The organism is Protofrankia sp. CiP1_Cm_nod2, from assembly GCF_920664355.1.
In the GTDB taxonomy this organism is placed as follows: Bacteria; Actinomycetota; Actinomycetes; order Frankiales; family Frankiaceae; genus Protofrankia.
In genome coordinates, this window is the sequence record NZ_CAKKTL010000073.1 from 16,299 (window position 1) to 23,452 (window position 7,154).

Genomic DNA, 7,154 nt, shown 5'->3' on the forward strand with positions numbered 1-7,154 from the left:
TTGCCCTCCTCGGCCGCGATGGCACGGGCTATCTGCTCGACGGCGCCCTTCGGCGCCGCCGAGAGCAGGTCCCGGGCAGCCCACCGACGGAGGACCGTCGTGACGAGGCAGACCACGGATCCTCTCGTTGCGCGCAGCGGCGCGATTGCAGGCCGCAGCAAGTTGAAGCAGGCCGCGGCATCGCGCAACAGCTGCTCAGCGAACAGCCCCTGGTCGATGCTCCCGACGTAACGCATGGGAATCTGTGGGCCTGCGGCGTACACGACGGTGTCCAGCCGGGCGAACGAGTCCACGAGCGCCTCGACGTCCGCTGCCTCGGTGAGGTCCACAGGGTGCGCCGTGGCGTTGCGACCCAGCGCTCGCACGGCCTTGGCCGCCGCCTCAGCCGCGTCCGCATTGCTGCGGTATGTCAATGCGACATCGAAGCCTTCACGTGCGAGGGCTTCGCAGGCAGCGGCGCCGATACCGCCGCTGCCTCCCGCGACGAGTGCCTGTGGCTGATCGCTCATCGCGCCTCCGCAGTCCATGCCTCGCGCAGCCGCGCGTACCCGCTCACGACCTCCACGCCGTCCTGGTTGGTGGTCGAGAGTGCGAGTTCAGCTTCTGGGCCATAGGGGCCCTTCGTCACTGACGTCACCGTGGCTGAGACCGTCAGGGTGTCTCCCGGCCAGACCTGGTTCTTGAAGCGGACCCCGAAGGCGCTGAGATCCGCCTCGTCAATCCAGCCGGCCACCATCTTGGCGGTCAGCCCCATCGTGAGCTGGCCGTGCACTATGACCTTGTCGTATCCGGCGACCTGTGTGGCGTAGACCTCGTCTGTGTGCAGCGGGTTGAAGTCACCGGATGCGCCGGCATACATGACGAGCTGGGTGCGCGTCAGATCGTGCACGACCACCTGGGAGTGGCTGTCGCCCTCCGTGAGCTGTTCGAGTCTCACCTTGTCACCCTTCCACCGGTCGCTCGGTGACCACCCGCACACGGATTGCTGTGACGACGAGCTCACCGCGCTGGTTGGTGAACCGGGTGATCTCCTCTTCGAAGCGAAGCGTCCCGGCGCGTGCGCTCTGCTTCTCCCAGCGCTTGCCGGGCTCCCGGTCCACCGTGAGCACGTCCCCGGGCCGGATCGGGCGGTGGTACTCATAGTGCTGCTCCGCATGAAGGCTGGTGCCGCTGCCGCTGCCGCTGCCGCTGGCCGGCGGCGGGAAGCCCGGACCGCGACCGGACCCGTGCCAGGGCACGCCAGGGCGCGGACGGTACGGCCAGTCGGGGTCGAAGTGCGCCACGCTCGCCACGAAGGTGGGTGGGGCCAGCACGCCGCCGTGCGCCTGCGCGGCAGGGGACTCCTCGTCGTACCAACGGGGGTCAAGATCCCCCAGAGCGCGGGCGAACATGAGCACCGCGCCTGCTTCGACCGGGAACGAGAAGCTCACCGGGCACCTGCCTGCCTGGGCTCGCGAGGCAGCCTCAGGACACCCTCACCGAGGATGTTGCGCTGCACCTCACTGGTCCCGGCGTAGACGGTGCCAGAGTGGGCCACGAGGAAGGCGTCCTGCCAGGGGTCGACCGGGTGGCCAGGTCCTTCTGGACGGAGTAGCGCGTCGGTTCCCGCGATATCCAGCGCCAAGGCCCCGAGTTTGAGGTGGTACTCGCTCCAGAACAGCTTCCACGTGGACAGCTGCGGACCCGGTTCCCGTCCAGCGGCAACCTCGGAGACGGTGCGCTCCCACGATGCGCGCAGCAGCCGAACCTGGGTATGTGCCCAGGCCAACTGCTGGCGCACCACCGGGTCGCGATCCCGGCCCCTGGCGCGCGCGAGTTCGACGAGCGCGGCCAGCTCTCGTTCGCGCGACTGCACCAGCATGGTCGTTGCGCGCCCTGCGGCAGCGCGCTCGAAGGCCAGCGTCGACTGCACGACCCGCCAGCCCTCACCCAGGCCCCCGATGACGTTGTCCAGCCGTGCGCGCGTCCCGTCGAAGAAGACCTCGGCAAACTCCTCCGCACCGGTCATCTGACGGATGGGGCGGGCGTCGATGCCGTTCTCCCCCGGTGTGAAGGGGACGATGACGTAGGAGAGGCCTCTGTGCTTGGGCGCGTCGGTGTTGGTCCGGCAGAGAACAAAAATCATATTTGCCGTGGCGAAACGACTGGTCCAGACCTTCTGGCCGGTGATGACGACCTCATCACCCTCGATCACGCCGCGGGTCCGGGCCGAGGCCAGGTCAGACCCTGCACCGGGCTCGGAGAAACCCTGACAGTAACGGTGCTCGCCCGACAGGATCGAAGGCAGCAGACGCCGTTTCTGGTCGTCGGTGCCGTGCAGGATGATCGACGGTCCGACCATCGACTCGCCTTGCACTCGGTCGACGCGCGGCAGGCCAGCGCGGAAGAACTCCTCGTCGAGCACCGTCATCTCCGGCGCCTCCCAGCCGCGGCCACCGTACTCCTCCGGCCAGGCCGGGCAGACCAGACGCGCCTGGAGACAGCGTTCTTCCCACTCTCGGAAGAGCGGGTGCCGCTGAGCCTGAGCGTGCTGCTCCTCACTGACAGCCCGCATCACCGAGCCCGGCAGGTCGACGCGGGCCCGCCAGTCCAGGATGTCGGAGAGACCCTGGGGCGCGTTGGCCGCAATCCAGCCGCGCAGCAGCTCACGCAGCTGCGCAGGCGGCGTACCCGGCGGTATCTGGAGATCTGCTGTGCTCATGCTGCCCCGACACTGGTTGCGAGGGCCTGTACAGTGCGCGACGGGCTCGGCCGGCCCAGTTCCTCCGCCATCCAGAGGCTGGTGCGCACGAGCGCGTGCAGGTCGACGCCAGTCTCGATGCCGAGCCCGTGCAGCTGCCAGAGCAGGTCCTCGGTGGCGAGGTTGCCCGTCGCGCTCTCGGCGTAGGGACAGCCACCCAGGCCACCCGCGGAGCTGTCGACCGTCGTGACGCCCTCCTGGAGCGCTGCCAGGACGTTGGCAAGCGCCTGTCCGTAGGTGTCGTGGAAATGCACACCGAGCTGGTCCCGTTCGATCCCCGCGGCGATGAGGGCGCGCACGAGGGCGCGCACGTGGCCGGGGGTCCCCACCCCGATCGTGTCGCCAAGGCAGAGTTCCGTACAGCCCAGCGCCACAAGGCGCGTCGCCACGTCGACGACCTGCGTCACAGGCACCTTCCCTTCCCACGGGTCGCCACAGACCATGGAGACATATGCGCGCACACCGGCTCCAGCTGCGCGTGCCTGCTCCACAACCGGCGTGAACATCTCAATCGACTCAGCGACGCTGCGGTTGAGATTGCGCCGTGAGAACGTCTCGGTGGCCGAAGCGAAGATCGCGATATCTCGCACACCTCGGTCGAGGGCCCGCTGCAGGCCCTTGGCGTTCGGCACGAGGACCACATAGCGCACCCCGTCCACCGGCTGTAGGCGGTCGATGAGGTCCTCAGCATCCGCCAGCTGTGGCACCCACTTCGGGTGCACGAAGCTCGTCGCTTCCACGGTCCGCAGGCCGGCAGCTACGAGCCGCTCGACGAACTCGGCCTTCACCACCGTGGAGATGACCTGTTTCTCGTTCTGAAGACCGTCACGCGCGCCCACCTCATAGACACGGACACGCTGCGGAAGGTTGTCGCGGGCGACAACCTGCGGCGCGATCATGACCACAGCGTGCTCCTTACAGCCCGAGAGAGCGGCCGATGATTTCCTTCATGATCTCGTTGGTACCACCGTAGATCTTCTGGACACGCGCGTCGACAAACGCTCGCGCGATGGGGTACTCGGTCATATAGCCGTAGCCACCGTGCAACTGGAGGCAGTGGTCGACGACACGGTTCTGCATATCGGAGCACCACCACTTCGCCATGGCCGCCTCCTCGGCCGTGAGCTCACCAGCGATGTGTGCCTCGAGACACCGATCGACGTAGGCCTGCGCCACACTCACCTCGGTCGCCGCTTCGGCGAGGGTGAAGCGGCTGTGCTGGAAGGAGCCGATGGGCTGCCCGAAAGCCGAGCGCTGGCGCGCGTACTCGAGTGTCCATCTGAGCGCCGCCTGTGCCGCGGCCACGCTGATCGCGGCAATGGCCAGGCGTTCCTGAGGGAGGTTCCTGCTGAGGTAGCCGAAGCCCTTTCCCTCTTGGCCAAGCAGGTTCGCGACAGGGACGCGCGCCTCGGCGAAGAACAGCTCTGCGGTGTCCTGGGCGTGCATGCCTATCTTGTCCAGGTTCTTCCCGCGCGCGAAGCCCGGGGTGTCGCGCTCCACAACCAGCAGGCTCAGGCCGCGCGCGCCAGCGGTGACATCGGTCTTCACGACGACAATGACGAGGTCGGCGTTGATGCCGTTGGTGATGAACGTCTTCGAGCCGTTGACAACGTAGTCGTCGCCGTCTCGCACGGCCGACGTGCGCACCGCGCCCAGGTCCGAGCCGGTTCCTGGCTCCGTCATGGCGATCGCTGTGATCAACTCGCCCGTGACCAGCCTCGGAAACCAGCGCTCGGCCTGTTCGTCGTTGGCCAGTTGAAGCAGGTAAGGCACAGCTGTGTCGTTGTGCAGGGAGAGCCCCAGCCCTGACGCGTTGACGCCCGCGGCCTGCACCTCCTCGTGCATGACGACGTTGTAGCGGAAGTCCGTCACCCCTCCCCCGCCGAAACGCTCAGGGACATCAAGACCGAGGAAGCCGTTCGCCCCTGCGGCCAGGAAGAGTTCGCGCGGCACGATGCCGGCGTGCTCCCACTCCAGGTGGTGAGGTACGACCTCCTTCTCGAGGAAACGCCGGAAGCTGTCGCGGAACAGATTGTGCTCCGTCTGGAAGACATTCCGCTTCATGTCGGGATACTCCTCAAACCACGCGTCGTTCGCGCAGGCGTGCGATCCGTTCGGCCGTAAGACCCAACTCGGCCAGGATCTCGTCGGTCTGCTCACCCAACGCTGGGGCATGACGGGCCACGTCGAACGGCTGCCCCGAGACCGGAGCCGGCCATCCCGTGCCCGTGTAGGGGCCCGCGACCGGGTGCGTCGTCTCGTGCACGATCTCGCGGGCACGCAGGTGCGGGTCGTCGAGCGTGTCCTGCTTGGAGTTCGCCGGGCACAGGGGGATGTCGTGTGCGCGCGCGATGTCCATCCACTCGGCGAGCGTGCGCTCCTTGAACACGGGGACAAGCTCGTCCAGCAGATCAGCCTTGCCGCCGTCGGCGAAGTCGACGGCGAACGACGTGTTCTTGACGTCGAGCAGGTCTTCCCGGCCGACGGCTCTGCAGAAGTTGTCCCAGAACTTGTGCTCGATGGCGGCGAGGAGCACGATCCGGTCATCCTTGGTCGCGTACCAGGTGTACTTGGGTCGCTTGTGCGGGTCCATGCCTACCGGCGGAGGCGGGTTGCGTCGATCCGTAATGCGTGTCGAGTTCCACGCCATCACAGCGTCCAGAGCCTGGTTGGCCAGCACCGCGTCCGCGCCCGCCGCGTCGATGCGGGCACCTTCGCCTGTCTGGTCTCGGCGCCGCAACGCCGCGATCGTCGTGAGGGCGGCGTACAGTGCGGTGGACAGCGGCCCGTCGATCGATCCGGAGAAGTACAGCCCCTCGGGGTTGAGGACTTGGTGCACCACGCCCCGCTCGTCGACCTTGTACTGCTCCTGGCCGGCCACTGCTCCCATCATGTAGCCGTGTACAGGGATCTGGCTGTACGCTCCGCGGGCCCCGAAGCCGCTTGCCTGGCAGTACACGATGTTCGGCTTGGCCGCGCGCTGCGCCTCGTAGCCGATTCCGAGAGCCTCACACGCATCGCCGGCGAAGCCATCCACAAAGACGTCCGCTGTCTTCAGCAGGCTGAAGAACAGGTCGCGCCCCTCGTCCTGCCGCAGGTCGATCGTGACGCTGCGCTTGTTGCGGTTACAGAGCAGATGGAACACACTGTTCTGCGGCGTGATCCGATCACCAAGCTCGCGCAGGTAGTCACCGTAACCCGGGCGCTCCACCTTGATCACGTCGGCCCCGAGATCCCCGAGCAGGCGACTGGTCTGGTCACCGGTCGGCAGCATCGCGCACTCGATGACGCGCACACCCTGCAGCAATTCGATCATGACTGGCCCAACCCCCGCAGGAAGCGACGCGCCTGGATTCCGGGGAACCACTCGATCGCCTCGCCGTACTGCTTGCTCCCGTCGTCGAGCGTCCACTCGCAGAGCGACCAGTACTGCAGGTAGCGGGCCCAGGGCACCCACTTGAGGACGTTCTTACACTCGCCCTCCGCGCGGATGGTGCGCCCCATGCCGTCGGTGCCCTCGATGGCCAGCTTCCACGGCACTCCGTCGGGGCGCCGTTCGAGGACCTGCCGGGTGCCGGAGACGACATGGCTGACCTTGTCGTCCTTCTGGATCCATCCGGTGATCGCCGGCTCGATCGTGCCTATGATCGGGTCCGTCGCCAGCGGCTCGGTGCCTATGTTGTACATCTGGAAAGCGAAGCCCTTCCCGTCGTTGAACCACGGAAAGTCACCACGCGGGTTGTCCTTGTAAAGGCGGGGCCCCCAGCTGTGGTCGCGGTTGGATCCACAGTCGACGTCGATCTCCTCGCCGTTGATCCATACCTTCCCGCTGACCCGGCCGCCCTGCTCATAGTGGTGCGGCCCCCACTCCTGCGAGCCGTCCGGGAAGCCCGCGTTGGCCACGTCCATGGTAGCGTCGAAGCGCAGGTCGAACTGGCAGCCGTCGCGGTCGTACTGCATCAGGAAGGTCTTCTGGGGCTCGACGCACTTCAGCGTGAGCCCGTTCGGCGTGCTGTAGTCGAACATCTCCGTCCCGTCCTTGCGGATGTCGAGCGGCGCAAACTCCAACCAGTCGTGGTAGAGGCAGTCGTACATCTGTTCGCCCGACGGGTCCCAGAGGGCCGCACCCGTCATGGAGAAGTTCATGTTCGGCCGGTGGTTCATGTAGACGAAGCCCGAGAGGTTCCGCTCCGCGACATAGAACGGGAACCAGGCGCTCTCGTTCCAGAAGGGGCTGTCCGTCATCGAGCCCTTGTGGAAGTAGTCGTCCTCGGGACGCACGAAGTCGACCATGAACCCTCCTGGCTGTAGTCAACGCCTCGGCCCGGTGCCGCTGCTGTCTAAATGAACGCAGATTTTGTTTAGGAGTGCAAGCTCCGACCGCATGACGGACCCATGGCAGGTGGTGCCGCCG

Annotated in this window: 8 protein-coding genes; all 8 read right to left on the reverse strand. The window is 66.7% G+C overall.

The features are described from left to right. Window positions 1-509: SDR family NAD(P)-dependent oxidoreductase (locus tag NBW84_RS10585; protein ID WP_250284071.1), on the reverse strand; the 509-nt coding region annotated here is incomplete at its 3' end. Then, window positions 506-937, reverse strand: coding sequence for a MaoC/PaaZ C-terminal domain-containing protein (locus tag NBW84_RS10590; protein WP_250284074.1), 432 nt, complete (start codon window positions 935-937; stop codon window positions 506-508). The genes NBW84_RS10590 and NBW84_RS10585, both read right to left, overlap by 4 nt. Window positions 938-941: 4 nt before the next feature. Beyond that, window positions 942-1,430: an FAS1-like dehydratase domain-containing protein gene (locus NBW84_RS10595; protein WP_250284076.1), complete on the reverse strand. Its 489-nt coding sequence runs from the start codon at window positions 1,428-1,430 to the stop codon at window positions 942-944. Further along, window positions 1,427-2,701 carry an acyl-CoA dehydrogenase family protein gene (locus NBW84_RS10600; protein WP_250284078.1) on the reverse strand — a complete coding sequence of 425 codons (1,275 nt, stop codon included), beginning with the start codon at window positions 2,699-2,701 and terminating at the stop codon, window positions 1,427-1,429. The genes NBW84_RS10595 and NBW84_RS10600 overlap by 4 nt, the downstream gene beginning before the upstream one ends. Further along, window positions 2,698-3,639, reverse strand: coding sequence for a hydroxymethylglutaryl-CoA lyase (locus tag NBW84_RS10605; RefSeq protein WP_250284087.1), 942 nt, complete (start codon window positions 3,637-3,639; stop codon window positions 2,698-2,700). The genes NBW84_RS10600 and NBW84_RS10605 overlap by 4 nt, the downstream gene beginning before the upstream one ends. Window positions 3,640-3,655: 16 nt before the next feature. After that, window positions 3,656-4,804: an acyl-CoA dehydrogenase family protein gene (locus NBW84_RS10610; RefSeq protein WP_250284080.1), complete on the reverse strand. Its 1,149-nt coding sequence runs from the start codon at window positions 4,802-4,804 to the stop codon at window positions 3,656-3,658. 13 nt (window positions 4,805-4,817) lie between these two features. Then, the gene (locus NBW84_RS10615; protein ID WP_250284082.1) at window positions 4,818-6,056 is read right to left on the reverse strand and encodes a CaiB/BaiF CoA transferase family protein; all 1,239 of its coding nucleotides are present in this window, start codon (window positions 6,054-6,056) and stop codon (window positions 4,818-4,820) included. Continuing rightward, window positions 6,053-7,033: a DUF7065 domain-containing protein gene (locus NBW84_RS10620; protein WP_250284084.1), complete on the reverse strand. Its 981-nt coding sequence runs from the start codon at window positions 7,031-7,033 to the stop codon at window positions 6,053-6,055. The genes NBW84_RS10615 and NBW84_RS10620 overlap by 4 nt, the downstream gene beginning before the upstream one ends. Window positions 7,034-7,154: the final 121 nt, after the last annotated feature.

Coding starts and splice junctions, on each gene's coding strand:
- NBW84_RS10620 (WP_250284084.1), bottom strand. CDS start 7,033: ATGGTCGACTTCGTGCGTCCCGAGGACGACTACTTCCACAAGGGCTCG.
- NBW84_RS10605 (WP_250284087.1), bottom strand. CDS start 3,639: ATGATCGCGCCGCAGGTTGTCGCCCGCGACAACCTTCCGCAGCGTGTC.
- NBW84_RS10610 (WP_250284080.1), bottom strand. CDS start 4,804: ATGAAGCGGAATGTCTTCCAGACGGAGCACAATCTGTTCCGCGACAGC.
- NBW84_RS10600 (WP_250284078.1), bottom strand. CDS start 2,701: ATGAGCACAGCAGATCTCCAGATACCGCCGGGTACGCCGCCTGCGCAG.
- NBW84_RS10615 (WP_250284082.1), bottom strand. CDS start 6,056: ATGATCGAATTGCTGCAGGGTGTGCGCGTCATCGAGTGCGCGATGCTG.